The 14,971-nt window shown below is 49.6% G+C and carries 18 protein-coding genes; 10 read left to right on the forward strand and 8 right to left on the reverse strand.

Features of this window, described 5'->3' with window-relative positions; all coding sequences use genetic code 11:
• The first annotated feature begins 229 nt into the window (after positions 1 to 229).
• From glgX to D3H65_RS01480, 5 genes are all read left to right on the forward strand, one after another.
• Positions 230 to 2,380 carry a glycogen debranching protein GlgX gene (gene glgX, locus D3H65_RS01465; RefSeq protein ID WP_119054346.1) on the forward strand — a complete coding sequence of 717 codons (2,151 nt, stop codon included), beginning with the start codon at positions 230 to 232 and terminating at the stop codon, positions 2,378 to 2,380.
• A 140-nt stretch (positions 2,381 to 2,520) separates the two neighbouring features.
• Entirely contained in the window at positions 2,521 to 3,108 is a 588-nt protein-coding gene (locus D3H65_RS01470) for a YciE/YciF ferroxidase family protein (RefSeq protein ID WP_119048557.1), read from the forward strand.
• A gap of 78 nt (positions 3,109 to 3,186) precedes the next feature.
• Positions 3,187 to 4,194, forward strand: coding sequence for an SDR family oxidoreductase (locus tag D3H65_RS01475; RefSeq protein WP_119048558.1), 1,008 nt, complete (start codon positions 3,187 to 3,189; stop codon positions 4,192 to 4,194).
• 67 nt (positions 4,195 to 4,261) lie between these two features.
• Entirely contained in the window at positions 4,262 to 4,429 is a 168-nt protein-coding gene (locus D3H65_RS32755) for a hypothetical protein (RefSeq protein WP_162915348.1), read from the forward strand.
• Positions 4,430 to 4,433: 4 nt separating this feature from the next.
• Positions 4,434 to 5,087 carry a DUF6766 family protein gene (locus D3H65_RS01480; RefSeq protein ID WP_119054347.1) on the forward strand — a complete coding sequence of 218 codons (654 nt, stop codon included), beginning with the start codon at positions 4,434 to 4,436 and terminating at the stop codon, positions 5,085 to 5,087.
• 23 nt (positions 5,088 to 5,110) lie between these two features.
• On the opposite strand, the gene D3H65_RS01485 is transcribed toward D3H65_RS01480, so the two are convergent.
• From D3H65_RS01485 to D3H65_RS01510, 6 genes are all read right to left on the reverse strand, one after another.
• Positions 5,111 to 5,539: an organic hydroperoxide resistance protein gene (locus tag D3H65_RS01485; protein WP_119048559.1), complete on the reverse strand. Its 429-nt coding sequence runs from the start codon at positions 5,537 to 5,539 to the stop codon at positions 5,111 to 5,113.
• Positions 5,540 to 5,550: 11 nt separating this feature from the next.
• Positions 5,551 to 5,955 carry a cupin domain-containing protein gene (locus D3H65_RS01490; RefSeq protein ID WP_119048560.1) on the reverse strand — a complete coding sequence of 135 codons (405 nt, stop codon included), beginning with the start codon at positions 5,953 to 5,955 and terminating at the stop codon, positions 5,551 to 5,553.
• 45 nt (positions 5,956 to 6,000) lie between these two features.
• Positions 6,001 to 7,269 carry an epoxide hydrolase family protein gene (locus D3H65_RS01495; RefSeq protein WP_119048561.1) on the reverse strand — a complete coding sequence of 423 codons (1,269 nt, stop codon included), beginning with the start codon at positions 7,267 to 7,269 and terminating at the stop codon, positions 6,001 to 6,003.
• 176 nt (positions 7,270 to 7,445) lie between these two features.
• A complete protein-coding gene (locus D3H65_RS01500; protein ID WP_119048562.1) occupies positions 7,446 to 8,285 on the reverse strand; it encodes an SDR family NAD(P)-dependent oxidoreductase in 840 nt (279 codons plus the stop codon).
• A gap of 93 nt (positions 8,286 to 8,378) precedes the next feature.
• Positions 8,379 to 8,831 carry a nuclear transport factor 2 family protein gene (locus D3H65_RS01505; RefSeq protein WP_119048563.1) on the reverse strand — a complete coding sequence of 151 codons (453 nt, stop codon included), beginning with the start codon at positions 8,829 to 8,831 and terminating at the stop codon, positions 8,379 to 8,381.
• Positions 8,832 to 8,851: 20 nt separating this feature from the next.
• On the reverse strand, positions 8,852 to 9,070 hold the full coding sequence (locus D3H65_RS01510; protein WP_119048564.1) for a tautomerase family protein: 219 nt from the start codon (positions 9,068 to 9,070) through the stop codon (positions 8,852 to 8,854).
• A gap of 401 nt (positions 9,071 to 9,471) precedes the next feature.
• Between D3H65_RS01510 and D3H65_RS01515 the strand changes: the two genes are divergently transcribed.
• Positions 9,472 to 10,206, forward strand: coding sequence for a hypothetical protein (locus D3H65_RS01515; protein WP_119048565.1), 735 nt, complete (start codon positions 9,472 to 9,474; stop codon positions 10,204 to 10,206).
• 20 nt (positions 10,207 to 10,226) lie between these two features.
• Here the strand turns inward: D3H65_RS01515 and D3H65_RS01520 are convergent, their stop codons facing one another.
• Complete coding sequence (locus D3H65_RS01520) at positions 10,227 to 10,655, reverse strand: PDDEXK-like family protein (protein ID WP_119048566.1); 429 nt, start codon at positions 10,653 to 10,655, stop codon at positions 10,227 to 10,229.
• A gap of 272 nt (positions 10,656 to 10,927) precedes the next feature.
• Positions 10,928 to 12,448, reverse strand: a complete 1,521-nt coding sequence (locus D3H65_RS01525) for a glycoside hydrolase family 32 protein (protein WP_119048567.1) — start codon at positions 12,446 to 12,448, stop codon at positions 10,928 to 10,930.
• An 88-nt stretch (positions 12,449 to 12,536) separates the two neighbouring features.
• Here D3H65_RS01525 and D3H65_RS01530 point away from each other — a divergent pair, with 88 nt between their 5' ends.
• The 4 genes from D3H65_RS01530 to D3H65_RS01545 all read left to right on the forward strand — a co-directional run bounded on the left by D3H65_RS01530 (position 12,537) and on the right by D3H65_RS01545 (position 14,918).
• Positions 12,537 to 12,749 carry a hypothetical protein gene (locus tag D3H65_RS01530; RefSeq protein ID WP_119048568.1) on the forward strand — a complete coding sequence of 71 codons (213 nt, stop codon included), beginning with the start codon at positions 12,537 to 12,539 and terminating at the stop codon, positions 12,747 to 12,749.
• On the forward strand, positions 12,746 to 13,345 hold the full coding sequence (locus tag D3H65_RS01535) for a macro domain-containing protein (protein ID WP_119048569.1): 600 nt from the start codon (positions 12,746 to 12,748) through the stop codon (positions 13,343 to 13,345). The genes D3H65_RS01530 and D3H65_RS01535 overlap by 4 nt, the downstream gene beginning before the upstream one ends.
• A gap of 113 nt (positions 13,346 to 13,458) precedes the next feature.
• Positions 13,459 to 14,298, forward strand: coding sequence for a helix-turn-helix domain-containing protein (locus tag D3H65_RS01540; RefSeq protein WP_119048570.1), 840 nt, complete (start codon positions 13,459 to 13,461; stop codon positions 14,296 to 14,298).
• Positions 14,299 to 14,321: 23 nt separating this feature from the next.
• A complete protein-coding gene (locus D3H65_RS01545; RefSeq protein ID WP_119048571.1) occupies positions 14,322 to 14,918 on the forward strand; it encodes a c-type cytochrome in 597 nt (198 codons plus the stop codon).
• The last annotated feature ends 53 nt before the right edge of the window (positions 14,919 to 14,971 follow it).

Here is a 14,971-nt window from a genome sequence, read left to right on the forward strand (position 1 = left end):
TGTTCCCATATCATACAAATCGAATACCATCCCCGTATAGCTGACTTAAGAAACGAATGTCAGCGCTTATCCCGTTCTGCGGGATTGAGCCTGTCGATACCGTCTTCCGGACTTTCGGACTTTCCTGTCCTCCCGACTTCTGAGGAGCCTTCTGCACAGCCATCCTGGGTATGTTTTTTTATGTATCCCATAACCTGTCCTGTGCATTGCACGCTAAAAGATGAACAATATGAAATTAACGACAAGGCCAGGCAAGCCCTATCCCTTAGGCGCTTCCTGGGACGGCAAGGGCGTGAACTTCGCTTTTTATGCCACACATGCAGAAAAGGTTGAACTATGCCTCTTTGATAAAGAACAACCCGATGTCGAATCCATCAGGATCGCCATACGCGACCGGTTCGATGGCGTATGGCATATATACCTGCCCGGTATAGCCCCCGGTCAGTTGTATGGCTACCGCGTGCACGGTCCTTACGATCCTGCAAAGGGCCATCGCCACAACCCCGCCAAACTGCTCATCGATCCCTATGCAAGGGCTATCGCCGGCCGCATAGAATGGAACGATGCCCTCTTTGGGTATGAAATAGGCCACAAAGACGCCGACCTCAGCATGTCCCATGCCGACAGTGCACCTTATGTACCCAAGTCGGTAGTGGTCGATGCTTTCTTCAATTGGGGCCGCGATATACAGCTCAATATCCCTTACCACCAGTCCGTGATCTATGAACTGCACGTAAAAGGATTCACCCATTTGCATCCGGAACTTCCCGAAAACATCCGCGGCACCTATGCCGCCCTGGCCCATCCCGTCATTATTAAATACCTGAAAGACCTGGGTGTGACAGCCGTGGAGCTGATGCCCGTGCACCATTTTGTGGCCGACAGGCACCTCGTGGAAAAAGGACTTACCAATTACTGGGGATACAATACCATTGGTTTCTTCGCTCCCGATGTACGCTATTGTTCCAGTGGTGTGAATGGTGAACAGGTAAAGGAATTCAAGACCATGGTTAAAGAACTCCACAAAGCAGGTATCGAGGTCATCCTCGATGTGGTATACAACCACACCGCCGAAGGTAATCACCTCGGTCCCACCCTTTCTTTCCGCGGAGCCGATAACCTGTCCTATTACCGCTTGTCCAATGACGATCATCGCTACTACGATGATTATACCGGCACCGGCAACACCCTCAATGCCGGCAATCCCAACGTGCTGCGCCTTATCATGGACAGTCTGCGCTACTGGGTCACCGAAATGCACGTCGATGGCTTCCGCTTCGACCTGGCGCCCGCTCTCGTGCGCGAACTGCGCGATGCCGATCGCCTCAACGCCTTCTTCGACATCATTCACCAGGATCCCGTGATCTCACAGGTAAAGCTCATTGCCGAACCCTGGGATATCACCGAGACGGGCTACCTCCTCGGCAAATTCCCACCCGAATGGGCCGAATGGAACGACAAGTACCGCGATACCATGCGCGATTATTGGCGCGGCGCCGATAGCAAGCTCGCCGATTTTGCCGCCCGCTTTGCCGGCAGTGCAGACCTTTACGAGAACACCAACCGCCAGCCTACTTCCAGCATCAATTACATCGCCGCCCACGATGGCTTTACCCTGCGCGACCTGGTTTCCTACAACGATAAGCACAACGAAGCCAATGGTGATGACAACAAAGATGGCGGCGACGAGAACCGATCCTGGAACTGCGGTGCGGAAGGGCCCACCGACGATGCGGGGATCAATGAACTGCGCAGCCGCCAGCAGCGCAATTTCTTCGCCACTTTATTATTGTCGCAGGGTGTGCCGATGATCTCCGCAGGTGATGAGCTGGGCCGCACACAACAGGGCAACAACAACGCCTATTGCCAGGACAACGAAATATCCTGGATCAACTGGCTGCAGCTGGACCACGACCTCTTGCAGTTCGTGCAATACCTGATCAAAGTACGCAAACAACACCCCGCCTTCAGCCGCAACCGCTGGTTCCGTGGTCACGCCCTTACCGGTGGCGGCATGGAAGATATTGCCTGGTTCCTGCCCAATGGTGATCCCATGCAGGAAGCGCATTGGCAAACAGGTTTTGCCAAAAGCCTCGGCATCTTCCTGCATGAGTTGGAAAGTCACAACGACGATCCCCTGGATGAGGTCATCAGTCATGAGAACTTTTATTGCATCTTCAACGCCCACCACGAAGCAGTAGAATATTACCTGCCCGGTCAGCAGTACGGCCAGCAATGGAAAATGATCATCAACACCGATCGGCCCGATGCCGTCCATGCCAGGAAGATCTATCGCTCCGGTCATCCCATCAAAGCGGCAGGCAGATCCATGATACTGCTCAAGAGCGCCGGTAAGACCATACGCGCCGCTGGCGAGTGAAAATGTATACGGTTTGTGGACGCGTTTACCCGAACCGGTATCCCTGTCTACAACACACTTACCGCAAATCAACAGAATGCCACTGGCACAAGCTTTGATCTCCTGTTTACAAATAATTATTAACGCATAAATTCAATAATATGCCAAACACAAAAACAAAATCCCGCACTAAAAAGCAGGCTGCCACTGCCGGATCAGCACAAGGCAATACCCAACTGGAAAAATACTTTTACGATGCACTAAAGGATATTTATTGGGCAGAGAAAGCCCTCACAAAAGCATTGCCAAAAATGCAGAAAGCCGCTACCACCGAAGAACTGCAGAACGCCATTGAACAGCACATCGAACAAACCGAAGAGCAGGTAAGCAGGCTGGAGCAGGTATTCGAACTGCTGGGTAAGAAGGCCCAGGCTAAAAAATGTGATGCCATGGAAGGACTCATCAAAGAAGGCCAATCCATCATCGAAGAAACAGAAAAAGGCTCCATGACCCGTGATGTAGGTATCATCATGGCGGCGCAAAAAGTAGAACACTACGAAATTGCTACTTATGGCGGACTGGTTCAGCTGGCCACCACCATGGGCAATGAAGATGTGGCAGCCATCCTGGCAGAGACACTGGAAGAAGAAAAACAAACCGACCTCGATCTTACCGCCATTGCCGAAGGCAATATCAACTGGGCCGCCGAGCAGGAAGACGAAGAAGTAGAAGAAGAGGAAGAAGCATAAGGCAACCCTTCAAATAAACAACAAAGGCCGGGATCATCCCGGCCTTTGTTACTATCATTTAAAACTTACGATGCTTTTATGGATAACGAAAAACTGTACAACCGGCGGCAGGCTCTGGGTGGCATTGGCGCATCAGTGGCCACTGTAATGGCCATACCCGCATTTGCGAATGCTGTGGACAATCATGATCAGGCATCCGCTGTGCTATCCCTGGAAGATCCCACCACAAAATATCCGCGGCCTCCGTTTAAAGAACAAAAACAACCCTGGCCTGGATTGGCGGGACAGATGGAGCCCAAACCCGATCATGGCGAAACAAGTTATAAAGGCGCCAACCGCCTTGCAGGCCGCAAGGCCCTCATTACCGGGGGCGATTCCGGTATGGGACGTGCTGCCGCCATCGCCTTTGCCCGCGAAGGAGCTGATGTAGCCATCAACTATTTACCGGCCGAAGAAGCCGATGCCAAAGAGGTGATAGCCCTGATCAAAGCTGCCGGCCGCAAAGGCGTGGCCATTCCCGGTGATCTCAAAGAAGAAGCATTTTGCAAGCGCCTGGTAGCCGAAGCCGTGCAAGCCCTGGGAGGGTTGGACATACTGGTCAACAACGCCGCCCGGCAGCAAACAAGGCCCTCCATTATGGAAGTGTCCAGTGAAGATTTCGATGCTACCATGAAGACCAATATCTATGCACCGTTCTGGACTACCAAAGCAGCCGTGCCTCATTTAAAGCCAGGGTCCGTGATCATTGCCACCACCAGTGAGCAATCCTACGATCCTTCTGCCGAGTTGTACGACTATGCACAAACAAAAGCCGCCACCACCAATTATGTAAAGTCACTGGCCAAACAACTGGCTGCAAAAGGCATCCGGGTCAATGGTGTAGCGCCTGGCCCCATCTGGACACCTTTGCAGGTGAGCGGCGGTGCTACCATGGAAAAGCTAAAGAATTTTGGCGGTCAGACACCGCTTGGCCGTCCCGGGCAACCAGTGGAGCTCGCTTCCATCTATGTACAACTGGCCGCCAACGATGGCAGCTATGCCACCGGCCAGATCTATGGATCATCAGGCGGCAGTGGAAACCCATAACGTATCCAGGGGAGGGTCGCCCTTAAAGGGCGGCTCACCCTGATCTACCAAGCCTTCAAACTTTATTATGCAAGAAAAAGATCCTGTAAAAAAAGACACTCCCACCACCGCATCAAAAGAAACACAGGAGCCCATTAAGCAGGGCAGGGAAGCCATTGAAGCCGCCAGGCAAACCGATCCCGATCCTGCTGATAAAAAAGAAAAAGAAGAAAAAGAAAAGAAGGATGCAGAGTAAACCCATGAAATTTCTACGCAACAACGGCTTGTCCATTACCTTCCTGTTCTTATTCCTGTTCGCCCTGGCGGGCCAGTTCTTTACAGGCTTCGCCGACCACAACAAGGAAAGGGAGGAAGAAGGACAACCAGCCTTAACAGCCGGACAATACATCCACTCCGGGCATTTCATCCAGGCTACCTTCGAAAATTGGGAAAGCGAATTTTTACAGATGGCCTTGTATGTGTTGCTCACTATCTGGCTAAGGCAAAAAGGATCATCCGAGTCTAAAAAATGCGATGGCCCCGAAGAGGTAGACCGGGAGCCTTCCCCTGATCGTAAAGGCGCGCCCTGGCCTGTGCGAAGAGGTGGGCTGATATTGAAGATATACAAGCATTCCCTCTCCATTGCTTTGTTCCTGCTGTTCATTCTGTCTTTTGTAATGCACTTTTATGGCAGCTGGAAAGATGAGAATGAACATCTGGCCCTTAAGAATATACCTGCCGAATCTGTAAGCCAGTATATCACCGATGCACGCTTTTGGTTCGAATCCTTTCAAAACTGGCAGAGTGAATTTCTATCCGTGTTGACCATTGTAGTGCTGTCCATATTCCTGCGGCAAAAAGGTTCTCCCCAATCCAAGCCCGTTGATGCATCCAATGATGAAACAGGTGAATAATATACCCATCATGGCGGGGTCATTTACACCAGGTTGTATGCTACAGGTACATTTCCCGCGATGGCTTTTGAATAAGGGCAGGTCTGATAAGCTTCCTCTACCAATTGTTGGGCAATGGCCCTATCGATGCCGGGGATGCTTACATTCAGCCGCGCTTGCAGAGAATACCCTGTTTTATCTGAACAGAGATCAACTTCTGCATCGATAGCTGTATCTGCGGGAAGGGCAATGCGTTTTTTGCGGGCCGCAATATCCAGGGCCCCTTCAAAACAGGCCGACCAGCCGGCGGCAAACAATTGTTCAGGATTGGTGCCCGTTCCATCCGTACCAGGTGTAGACAATTTAATGTCGAGATGGCCATCTGAGCTGCGGGAGACTCCGTGTGCGCGGCCGCCCGTTGTATGTGTTTGTGCGGTATACAATACCTTTTTGGTTGGTGTGGTTGTGTCCATGATTTCTATTTTTATTTTATCAGTGTTACGATCGGTTTTCCTTTTTCTACGATATAGGTAGCGAGCTCGGCGCCATTGGTCTTTCCCACGTTCCTTGCTGCATGAACAGTTCCTGCCGGGATAAACAATACGTCACCTGCCTTAAGCGTCACCGGCGCTTTGCCCGCTACTTCGTATTCCAGCAAGCCTTCCAGCACATAGATCACTTCTTCACCGGGATGCGTGTGTTTGCCAAATGCCTTTCCGGCGGCGAAGTCGATGCGCACCTGCACCGCTTCGTGTCCGGGTGTGCTGATATCATGCCGTTGCAACTCTGTACGTTTGATGCCCGCCTGTTGCGCTGCCACCGGGGCAGGCCTGGTAACCTTTGTGAATGCCAGCAATAAACTGATACCGGCCATAACTAATAGTTTCATAATTTCTTTGTTTGATATAAGGTGTGATAAATTGGTTTGTTCTGCTTAACGGAAAGACCTGAAAGCTGCGCGGAGCTCTTGTGTAAAAGCCTGCGGTTGTTCCCAGGCAGCGAAGTGACCACCCTTGTCAACCTTATTGAAATAAATGAGTTTGGAATAAGCCTGCTCTGCCCAGTTTTTCGGAGCGGCATAGATCTCATCCGGGAATACACTCACCGCCACCGGTATCTTTACACCGCGCGGATCAAAGAAGCCGCCCTTCGCAGTTTGAAAAGCTTCCCAATAAAGACGCGCCGAAGACACACCGGTATGTGTAAGCCAGTACAACGTAATGTTGTCGAGAATGTCATCTTTGCTCAGTCCTTCCTGTTGTCCGTCGAACACACGCGCAATAAGCTCATAACTTCTTATATCATGGTCCAGCATCCAGCTGGCCAGCCCGATGGGAGAGTCCTCAATGCCATACAACGTCTGCGGACGATAGCCCATCTCCAGGGCGTAGGATAATCCGTTCTTAAAGAAATATCCCAGTTGTCCGTAAGCATTCTTTTCGTCTGCAGAAAGATCAGCGGGCATTGTACCGGCCGACAGTGCTTTGGTGATCGGGGCAGGAACCGTAGCCGGCATATTCGTATGGATGGCCGCTAATTCAGGAGGAGCGATCAGCGCCATCGTTTCCGAAACAGCATTGCCCCAATCTCCCCCTTGTGCTACATATTTTTTATAGCCAAGCCGCTTCATCAGTTCTATCCAGGCATTGGCTACCCGGGTAACATCCCAGCCCGTAGCTGTTGGTTGTGCGGAAAATCCATGGCCCGGCAATGAGGGGATCACCACATCGAAGGCGTCTTCCGCTTTTCCTCCGTAGGCCGTTGGGTTCGTCAGCGGGTCGATCACTTTTAATTGCTCAATGATCGAGCCGGGCCAGCCGTGCGTAATGATCACCGGCAGCGCGTTGGGATGTTTGGAGCGCACATGAATGAAATGAATGTCCAGTCCGTCAATATTTGTAACGAACTGCGGCAGGGTATTCAGTTTTGCTTCCATCTTGCGCCAATCATAGTTTTTTGCCCAATACTGCGCCAGCTTTTGCATCGTACCAAGTTGCACTCCCTGCGATGGATCATTGACCGTTTCTTTCCTGGGCCATTGCGTTGCCAGGATACGTTGACGAAGGTCCTTCAATTCGGCATCCGTAGTATGCACCTTGAATGGGCGGATCGCTTCATTCGATTGAGCGGCAGCGAATGTGCCCTGTAATGCAAATGCTCCGCTGAGCATCGTACTGGCAAGAATGTTTTTTGTCTTTTTCATTGTGTTATTTTTTAATTGCTGATGTAAAACTAGCTGTGGGAGGGGCTGGGGTCAAGCAGCAGATAGGTTGAGTGGGCCAACTCGGCCCTGAAGTGGACATTTTCAACCGTCTGTTATACACCACACAGGGCTATATTGCTGCTTTGTTGTTTCCATAAGGTCTTTAAAAGAACCCCTTACTGATAATCCGCCGAAATAGTAGTAGCCTTCCAGGCTTCCAGTTCAGTGGTCATGGCCGCGAGTTTCCCCGATGCCCGCTTATAGGCGTCCTGTCCTAAATACAAGTGCAGTGGTGGTTGATCACTTGCTGCGAGTTCTATTAATATGGCAGAAGCCTTTACCGGGTCTCCTGCCTGCTGGCCACTGGTGGCCAGATAACGTTGCTGCGTCTCTTTCACCGCCTGGTAACCGTCAATCCTGCTTTCAACATACGCCAGCGAGTTTTGCTCCAGGAAGCCTGTGCGAAAACCAGCAGGTTCCACCACCGTCACTTTAATACCAAACTCCTTAACATCCAAGGCAAGCACTTCCGAAAAAGCAGCTACCGCAGCTTTCGTGGCAGCATAGACCGACCAGCCGGGCGCTCCTGCAAACCCTGCCACCGACCCCATATTGATAATATAACCTGATCCCTGTTTACGCAATACAGGTAACACACTTTTAACCACATTAATGACCGCCAGTACATTTACGTCGAATATTTTCCGGATCTCCTCTGCACCCGTTTCTTCTACCGTTCCCGCCATGCCGTATCCCGCATTGTTTACTACCACATCGATCCGTCCGAATGCACCCAGCGTTTGTCCGATCGATTCATCCACACAATCCGTATTGTTTAGGTCAACTGCCAGCGGAAGGAACCGATCCCCATCGATCACCCCCACCGCATCCTGCAGCTTTTGCGCATGACGTGAGGTGGCAGCCACCCGGTAACCGCTTTCCAGCAGCTGTTTTACCAGCATAAGGCCAAGCCCCTGCGAGGCCCCTGTCACATACCAAACCTTTGAAGTATTCATCTTTTCTTGTTTTATGGTGAGTAGATCCTTTAGGTGCGGAGCACACTGCTTTAGTGCACTTTTCCATTGATCCTCCGCCACCGCGTAATAGAGCTACTGGCTCACGTCTGTGAGCATTTTGTTCACGATCACCCATTGGCCATTGATCTGGTGAAACGATAAGAACTCATGATAAATGAATGCATACATTTTTACCGTTACCTCTGCCACAGCGATCGAGTTAACCACCCGGATGTTTAAAATTGTCCCCTTGAAAGCCGAGCCTTCAGCTTTCGGGCTTTGCCGGTTCTTTACACCGTCCAGGTATTGATCCAGCGTTTTGGCGTAAGGCTTGCCTTTTACGTCACCAAAAAGCAGAATGCCGGGCTGGTACACCTGGTGTAGTAAGGTCAGATCACCTGTGTAGATGCCTTTGAAATAGTAGTTTTCCAATGCTTGTGCGATGGCTGTTGAATCATGTTGTTGCGTTTCCATGGTTGATTTGATTTGGGCACTGCTGTTCCACCAGCAGCAGATTAGCAGCGCCGTAAATAATAGTTGTTTCATGTCAATACTGATTAGGCTGTTTATTTTTTATCCGCCGTGATTCCTTTTTCACGCAATACAGAGACCTGCTCCCCGGCGTAGCCCCAGTCGTCAAGCTCTATTTCCTGTATCACCACATGCGTGAGGTGTGGGTCTTTGTTCAGTATGTTCGTGATCAGGTCTGTTACTCCTTTGATGAGTTGTTGCTTTTTTTCGCGCGTGACCTCTTCGCGTGTCACTTCAATTTTAATGTATGGCATGGTTGTAATTTTTATGATGTAAAGTTGCACCCGGTACAGGGAAGGATTACGTGACCTGCGTCACATTCTGAACAGGATAGGGAAGAAACTGTCGACGGGTAAATGGGCCATAGCACATTAGTTCCGGTAGACTGCAAGTCAGGAAGTCAGCCAAAATGCCTTAGTACTCAATAAAATAAACGAGGTAAGAAGTGGGACAGCAGGGGTATTGTCAGAAGCAAATTTGAATAACAGGGCAAAGGTATTATTTGAATTGACCGACCGTTACGTTTGTCTAAGCATTAAATTTCCCCTCCTTGGTATGGATAAACAAAGCAGTCGTTCCTTGTGTAGAATTGCTTTCCATAGGGGAAATATATCCACCTAATGTATTATTTTGTTCCGCAATTGTATCGGGACATATGGCAACTCCTTTTAATGATATTACCTTATACCTGGAAACAGCTTATCCTCCTCATTCTCCTGAATATTGGGAGGAAATTTCCTTGCAAAATTATGTCAGCGACCTGTACATCCGTAAAATGCATGGCTATAAACCACCCAATGTGACAAGAGTGAGCATGGATGCTTCCAATTATAAGGTATGGAATAGGCCTTGGAAAGACGGCTCCCTGGTGTTGGTAGCGCCAAAGTTTGAGTATGATCTGTTCTTGTCCCTCGATAGGTCCGGTAAATATCAATATATGCTTGATTTAATACAGGAAGGTATGATCCAATTATGCGAGGCATACAATTGGGATAGGAGCGTACTCGAACAAGCATATCAGGAGGTAATGGATTGCAACTTTGTCTTCAAAATAGACTATCCGGCCAAACAGTCAAAGGACAAGAAAAAGACAGCGCAACTTTCTGTAGAGAAAACAGAAACGATTACCAGTGTTTTTGCTACGGTAACAATGGATGGTCAAACCAAAAGGATCAAACTGTTTGATAAGGCAAACAAGTGGATATATGATGAGATATACAAATGGGCAAGCCATGCAAAATGGTTTGATGCAGATAGATTCGGGATTGGGTACAAAGAAGCAGCAATGGAACTCTGGTATTCGGTCAGCGATGATCAGGTGACACTCCTGCTCAATGGGCAGGTCACAGATATATTGGATTATGCTGGATTCAAAGGCAGACTGTTTTGATAATACAAAAAATAGCCTGCTTATTTTCGTAATTTCTTAACCGCCTTTGATTGGACACTTAACTTGTCCCATTGATCTTTGCAGCCAGACTTCTTCATTTTTCCCAATGTCACAATGCCCCTGGTTGTATACTGGTCGATAGCATCCAGCGCTTCCTCGCTGGTACATATATAATAATCCGGTTTGTCCATAATGTCGGCATTAAGATTGACGAAAATGTAAATACAGTCTTTTTTTACCCTGTCATTCATCATTGGCCACCCGCTATGAGCCCGTTTGTAAATGGATTTGACTTGTATTTGCACCATTATGTCTTCTTTTTCTGCGAAAACGTCTACTGCTTTGGCATTACCGATTGTCATACCTACTGACCAACCTCGACGGTAAAGTTCAGCGGCTACAAAATACTCGCCTGCGAGACCGGTATTGTTCCTCGATATTTCAGCCATTGTTCATGTATTTATATGTTTCTGTATTTTTATTATTTCGCCTTCAAGAAATACTTAGTTTTACGATATGAAGACTAAAGCAAATAAATCAAATAAAATGGTGAAGGTGTCCGAGTCCGGACTCCTGTCTTTAGTTGCTTCCAAACTGAAGGGTAAAATCCTGTTCCCTGAAAGGTCGAGCAGGCAAAGAAATATTTGCAAAAAGTAAAAACGACGAATTTATAACAGCTTATTCCATTATACAAGACGGGCGCCAATAAGTTGGCGCCTTTTTACTTCCATACCCTCCCCAGCCTGCTCACCACTATTTTCGAATCGCCCCCTCGCGGTCCATCGATCACCCCCGGGTTCAACCAGCTTTTCGAAAAGAAAATAGAGGTCATCACCGTTAGCCCGTCGTCAGCAAACAACTCCACAGAAGCGCGGTCCACCACCAGCACAAGCCGCAGTGTATGATTCGTGGCAAAGCGTGGCGCCACATGCCGGCTCGCAAAGCCCTTATTGAAGCCCGTTTTGCCCGACCTGGTCCGGTCAATATAATACTGGTTGGCGCTGGCATCATACCCTACGATCACTTGTTCACCCTCCTTATTGGACAATACCAGTGAGCAATCTTTAATAGTATCAGCTGTCAGCGTAAGCATATAGGGTTCCTCATTGCGCACTGTATCATATCCTTTGGTGGTTGTCGCCCGGTTGTTGGTGATCGTCAGCAGCGGTGGCTCCTGCTTTTTCAATTCCCGCACAGGCGAAGACTTGATCAATAACCGGCCATTCACATTGGCCAGTCCCAGTTCCCGGGGTATCGTCATCGCACTGCGCCAGGGATGCGTAGGCACTTCACCCGCATAGGCCCAGTTGCTCATCCAGCCCAGGAATATCTTTCGCTTGCCCGTGTTGCTCCAGGTAATGCCCGCATATTCATCGGGTCCATAGTCCAGCCATTTGATGTTCGTATGATTAGCAGTGAAGCCATGTCCATCAAACTGCCCCGTAAAATATTGCGTGGCCGATCCGCCATTGGGACCGCCTGGATTGATGTTCACGATCAGTATCCAATATTGTTTGCCTGCATGCGTGAGGGGGAAAAGGTCGGGGCATTCCCATACACCGCCATGCGCGCCTGCCTTGGCGCCAAACTCGCTTTCACGCGTCCACTCCTTAAGGTTGGGCGATGAGTAAAAAGTAATGCGGTCCTGCGTAGCTAGTGTCATGATCCATTTCTTACTCGCTTCATACCACATCACTTTCGGATCGCGGAAGTCGGCAATGCCCGGGTTCTTCAATACCGGGTTGCCGGCGTATTTGGTCCAGGTAATACCGTTGTCGAGACTATAGGCGATGCTTTGGTTTTCATATTTGCCGGTACGTGCTTTTTCGCCTATCGGGTCATGGCTGGTAAAAATAGCCACCAGCGGCGCCTGCCCCTTTTTCCCAAATCCACTGGTATTTTTTTCATCCACTACCGCACTGCCCGAAAAGATATAACCCAGGCTATCGGGATACAGCGCGATGGCCTGCTCTTTCCAGTGCAGCATATCAGGACTGGTAGCATGTCCCCAGTGCATAGGCCCCCAGGTACTGCCATCCGGGTAATATTGGAAGAAAAGGTGATAAATGCCCTTGTTGTACACCATGCCGTTTGGATCATTCATCCAATGCGCCTTGGGCGAAAAGTGAAGTTGCGGCCGGTAAAGCTCCTTGTACAGGCCCGTGTCAGTTTGCGCTTCGGCACAAGGAATGGAAGCAGCTATAAGCAATGTCCAAAACAGCAGGTAGCGAAGTGATTTCATATAGCAGGTTTAAAGGCGCAGGGCACCCATCCTACAAGTTAAGTAAATCACCGATCCTTCACTATCTTGTGCACAAGAATTTTCAGTTATGCCTGTAGGAAGACAGATCGTTAAGCTTATTGGATGGGCATTTGTTATTGCCGGCTTCCTGATGCGTATTACTGGCACTACTTTCTCCGGGACCTACCTGGACAGAAAAGGTTGGCAAAGCAGCATTATGGATGGCAAGGCACTAATCTTCTTTGGACTGGTTTTCCTCGTCTATCATTATATCATCCTCCCTAAAAAGAATAACCCATGAGAATCATATTAGCCGATCTCTCCTCCAAAATGGTAGAAGCCTGGAGAGCCTTTTTTGACAACGTACAAGACGTGCTTATCATTGAAGGCGATATCACCCGTACAGAGTGTAACGCGATCGTAAGTCCAGCCAACTCTTTTGGCTTTATGGATGGAGGACTTGATTATGCATTGTCTGAAAGATTCGGGTGGGACCTGGAAAAGAAGCTGCAACAAGAGATCAAGGCACTTCCGGAAGGGGAGTTATTGATAGGACAGGCTTTGCTGATGGAAACAGGCGACAGGGTCGTGCCTTTTCTTATTTCAGCACCCACCATGCGCATTCCTACCAACTTCAATATAGATACTTCTATCAATGCTTACCTGGCTATGAAAGCTATCCTTATTAAGGCAAAAGGAGATGCCAGGATATCATCCGTAGCAATACCAGGTCTTTGCACCGGCGTTGGCCGCATGCAACCCATCATAGCTGCCAGACAAATGTACCAGGCTTACAAAGAAATAATCCTTGGTGAGCGGATGGGCTTTGCCACTTTTGGAGATGCACAGAAATATCATTGGAACCTCAATCCCCAGGCGATGATCTGGACCCATTGATAGGCCAGCAGAAAAATTCCCTCTCAAAACCACATAAACATGTCGCTTTTCTTCAATGACATGCCGTTGCAGGCGGTTATCTTTGCCTCGTTCAATAGCGCTAAGGAAGTATAATGATTATTGCTTATAAAGAGTTCAGGCCCTCCATAGCCCTGCAGCCCTATGTAGAGAACTACTGGCTACAGGTATTTGACGGCGATCCCTCCGAGGAGTCGCCCCACCAGGTATGCCTGCCCCTCGGCATGGTGCAGATCATTGTGCATGTGAACCAGCCCGATTGCGGCGTATGGCAAGGCAACGATTGGCAGCCACTGCCCCATGCGCTCTTTGCCGGTGTATACAACAATGCCGTGACCTGGAAAGCCAAAGGGTATGCCGTATGTTTCGGGATCAATTTCAAACCGGAGTCCCTCACCCGGTTATTCAGGATACCCGCCGCAGCCCTGTTCAATGACTATACCGATGTAAGCAATTTCGAGGATGCTGCCATCGATGAAATGGTAGACCGTATGTATGGCGTGGAAGAGCCGGCGCAACTGATCCGTATAGCGGAAACCTACTTGCAGGCGAAGGTGAAAAAGATCCACTGCCGGCAGCAATACTGGCAACGAGCGGCCTGTCTTATCCGCGAAGCCAAAGGCAATATATCTATTGAGTCCCTTTGTAAAGACCTGTATATAAGTGAAAGGCAGTTGCAGCGTAGTTTTCGTGACACCCTCGGCGCCAGCCCGAAAACTTATACGCGCATCATCCGCTTCAGGAATGCCTACCGGCAGGTGCGGCATGCTGCCCACAAAAAGATATCCTGGGCATCGCTTTCCTATGACCACGGCTATGCCGACCAGGCGCATTTTATCAGGGATTTCAAGGAGTTTTCCGGCGTCAGCCCCTCACTGATCACCGACCGGGAAGGGCCCTTTTACCAGCTAAGTACCGACTTGTTCGGCAAATAGAATACAATTTAAACACATACCAAATGAAGCGATTCCTGTACCTGGCTACCGTAGCCATGAGCACTGCATTTATTGCCTGTAACGAAACGGCCGGCAAAGACGGCGATAAAGAACCAGTCACCGAAGCACAACTGGCAGCAAGAGGTAAATACCTGGTAACCGTTATTGGCTGTGGCGATTGCCATACACCCAAGATCATGACCCCGCAAGGACCTGTGCCGGATACAACAAAACTCCTCTCCGGATACGATGTGGCGGCTGGTCCTCTTGGCCAGTTTGATACCGCCATCACCCGCGATGGAAGATGGGCCTTGTTGAAGGGCGACCTCACCGCAGCAGTAGGCCCCTGGGGCATTACCTATGCCGCCAACCTCACGCCCGATGATACCGGCCTCGGCGGCTGGACCTACGACAATTTCAGGAGGGCCATCAAAGAAGGTAAATACCGTGGTGTGGAGCAGTCACGCCCCCTTATGCCGCCAATGCCTACGCAGTCATTGGCGCAGCTGACCGATGAAGATGTAAAGTCTATTTATGAATACCTGAAGACCATCAAACCTGTTAAGAACCTGGTGCCACAGGCGGTATTGAATCCGCCGCCACCACCGGCTGCACATTAATAATGTATGGTCAACACGGTATGGATCGTACCATACCGTGTTGACTTTCCAGG

Source organism: Paraflavitalea soli, from assembly GCF_003555545.1.
In the GTDB taxonomy this organism is placed as follows: Bacteria; Bacteroidota; Bacteroidia; order Chitinophagales; family Chitinophagaceae; genus Paraflavitalea; species Paraflavitalea soli.

Excerpts from the sequence above, each read along its gene's own strand:
- glgX (WP_119054346.1), top strand. The coding sequence starts at position 230 with ATGAAATTAACGACAAGGCCAGGCAAGCCCTATCCCTTAGGCGCTTCC.
- D3H65_RS01470 (WP_119048557.1), top strand. The coding sequence starts at position 2,521 with ATGCCAAACACAAAAACAAAATCCCGCACTAAAAAGCAGGCTGCCACT.
- D3H65_RS01475 (WP_119048558.1), top strand. The coding sequence starts at position 3,187 with ATGGATAACGAAAAACTGTACAACCGGCGGCAGGCTCTGGGTGGCATT.
- D3H65_RS32755 (WP_162915348.1), top strand. The coding sequence starts at position 4,262 with ATGCAAGAAAAAGATCCTGTAAAAAAAGACACTCCCACCACCGCATCA.
- D3H65_RS01480 (WP_119054347.1), top strand. The coding sequence starts at position 4,434 with ATGAAATTTCTACGCAACAACGGCTTGTCCATTACCTTCCTGTTCTTA.
- D3H65_RS01485 (WP_119048559.1), bottom strand. The coding sequence starts at position 5,539 with ATGGACACAACCACACCAACCAAAAAGGTATTGTATACCGCACAAACA.
- D3H65_RS01490 (WP_119048560.1), bottom strand. The coding sequence starts at position 5,955 with ATGAAACTATTAGTTATGGCCGGTATCAGTTTATTGCTGGCATTCACA.
- D3H65_RS01495 (WP_119048561.1), bottom strand. The coding sequence starts at position 7,269 with ATGAAAAAGACAAAAAACATTCTTGCCAGTACGATGCTCAGCGGAGCA.
- D3H65_RS01500 (WP_119048562.1), bottom strand. The coding sequence starts at position 8,285 with ATGAATACTTCAAAGGTTTGGTATGTGACAGGGGCCTCGCAGGGGCTT.
- D3H65_RS01505 (WP_119048563.1), bottom strand. The coding sequence starts at position 8,831 with ATGAAACAACTATTATTTACGGCGCTGCTAATCTGCTGCTGGTGGAAC.
- D3H65_RS01510 (WP_119048564.1), bottom strand. The coding sequence starts at position 9,070 with ATGCCATACATTAAAATTGAAGTGACACGCGAAGAGGTCACGCGCGAA.
- D3H65_RS01515 (WP_119048565.1), top strand. The coding sequence starts at position 9,472 with ATGGCAACTCCTTTTAATGATATTACCTTATACCTGGAAACAGCTTAT.
- D3H65_RS01520 (WP_119048566.1), bottom strand. The coding sequence starts at position 10,655 with ATGGCTGAAATATCGAGGAACAATACCGGTCTCGCAGGCGAGTATTTT.
- D3H65_RS01525 (WP_119048567.1), bottom strand. The coding sequence starts at position 12,448 with ATGAAATCACTTCGCTACCTGCTGTTTTGGACATTGCTTATAGCTGCT.
- D3H65_RS01530 (WP_119048568.1), top strand. The coding sequence starts at position 12,537 with ATGCCTGTAGGAAGACAGATCGTTAAGCTTATTGGATGGGCATTTGTT.
- D3H65_RS01535 (WP_119048569.1), top strand. The coding sequence starts at position 12,746 with ATGAGAATCATATTAGCCGATCTCTCCTCCAAAATGGTAGAAGCCTGG.
- D3H65_RS01540 (WP_119048570.1), top strand. The coding sequence starts at position 13,459 with ATGATTATTGCTTATAAAGAGTTCAGGCCCTCCATAGCCCTGCAGCCC.
- D3H65_RS01545 (WP_119048571.1), top strand. The coding sequence starts at position 14,322 with ATGAAGCGATTCCTGTACCTGGCTACCGTAGCCATGAGCACTGCATTT.